This is a genomic window from Oceanisphaera ostreae (assembly GCF_042676125.1).
Lineage (GTDB): Bacteria > Pseudomonadota > Gammaproteobacteria > Enterobacterales > Aeromonadaceae > Oceanimonas > Oceanimonas ostreae.
This window is the reverse complement of record NZ_JBHTJS010000020.1, coordinates 1-1,417: the sequence shown is the minus strand read 5'-3', so window position 1 is coordinate 1,417 and position 1,417 is coordinate 1. Positions and strand designations below refer to the sequence as shown.

Sequence of the window (1,417 nt, the reverse complement as noted above, 5' to 3'; positions counted from 1 at the left end):
TACCGTATTGTCTGTCCGATCAAACCTTGATCAAATTGAACGAAAACTGATCATGCGTCGGCCCTGCCCTCCTAATCCACAAGAGCTAATTAAAGCTATTTTAGTGGACTTCGAAGCGAAGCTGGGTGATAAGGCTAGCGAAACAGCAGCTAATATCAACCCGATGGCCGCGGCTTTAATGTCAGGTTCTGGCAACAAGTTCACTTTTAAGATCGAAAATGGTGAAACCACTATGAATGGCGAAAGATTATAACTAGCACGCAGGGTTTATAATGAAATTAGCGAACCTTATCTAATCGCTTGTATTGTACTTTATATATAGCAACTAAGTTATTTATATAAACATTCCCATGCCATTATGGGGGTGTTTATTTATCAAAGAAAAAAATACGTAACGGTACACTATTTTTAGTGAATAATTAACCTACTTCTCTTGGCTGTAATAATCTGGCTATGTCATGTTCGATGGAGAATAGCTCCTCATCCGCCCCTATGTTATGGAGTTGCCCGCAGGTAGCGGTAATCGGCAAGTCTGAGCATGATGTAGTGTAAAATGTAAGGGCGGTCAACTTTATTTGAATGCAGTTGTATTAGAAGTGAATAATGGCATTATGAAAGTCGCCGAAGAAAGCCAAGAGGATTTAAAATTAGAAAGTGTTGATAAATAATAATAAGGTGTATTAAATTAAGTTTTTATTATTAATGTTTTGTGTGTTGGCTCTTAAACCAAACTTTGTTTTTGCATCTGAAGAGTTTGTCGTTGCCATCGATGTTGGTCATACCAAGAAAGATGCTGGTGCAATCAGTGCTAGGGGAGTGGCTGAGTATGAATTTAACCAAGCCATGGCAAGTGCCATTATTGAACGGATGCAAGGTGTTAAAGATATACGTGCATTTATTGTTGAGGCTGATAATGGCGAAATAACTTTAGCGGAAAGAACGGAGATTGCCAGCCAAAATAATGCAGACTTATTTATCTCTATACATCATGACTCGGTGCAAGAAAAATATCTTAAGTCTTGGGAATATCAAAATAAGAAGAATCATTATAGCGATGAATTCGATGGTTATTCAATTTTCGCATCACAAAAAAACCGATACAGTAAAGAAAGTATGCTGTTCGCTAAAATGTTAGGGGCCAAGTTGAGATACGGCGGTTTCACTCCAACGTTACATCATGCAGAAAAGATCAAAGGAGAGAGTAGGGAGCTGCTAGATGAATCTTTAGGTGTCTACTTATTTGATGATCTTGTGGTGTTGAAAACAGCGAGCATGCCAGCGATTCTTTTAGAATGTGGTGTAATTGTGAATAGAAAAGAAGAGTTACTAGTTAGTGGTGAGCAGTTTAGAAGTAAGCGCCCTTAAATCAGCACTTTAGCGCTTAAATACACATTTCACGAGCACGTTAGCTTAACTT

Annotated in this window: 2 protein-coding genes; both read left to right on the top strand. The window is 38.2% G+C overall.

Features of this window, described 5'->3' with window-relative positions; translation table 11 throughout:
• On the top strand, positions 1 to 253 hold a 253-nt coding region (locus ACFQ1C_RS06010), incomplete at its 5' end, for a hypothetical protein (protein ID WP_379557698.1).
• Between the two features lie 458 nt (positions 254 to 711).
• Positions 712 to 1,365, top strand: coding sequence for an N-acetylmuramoyl-L-alanine amidase family protein (locus ACFQ1C_RS06005; protein ID WP_379557697.1), 654 nt, complete (start codon positions 712 to 714; stop codon positions 1,363 to 1,365).
• The last annotated feature ends 52 nt before the right edge of the window (positions 1,366 to 1,417 follow it).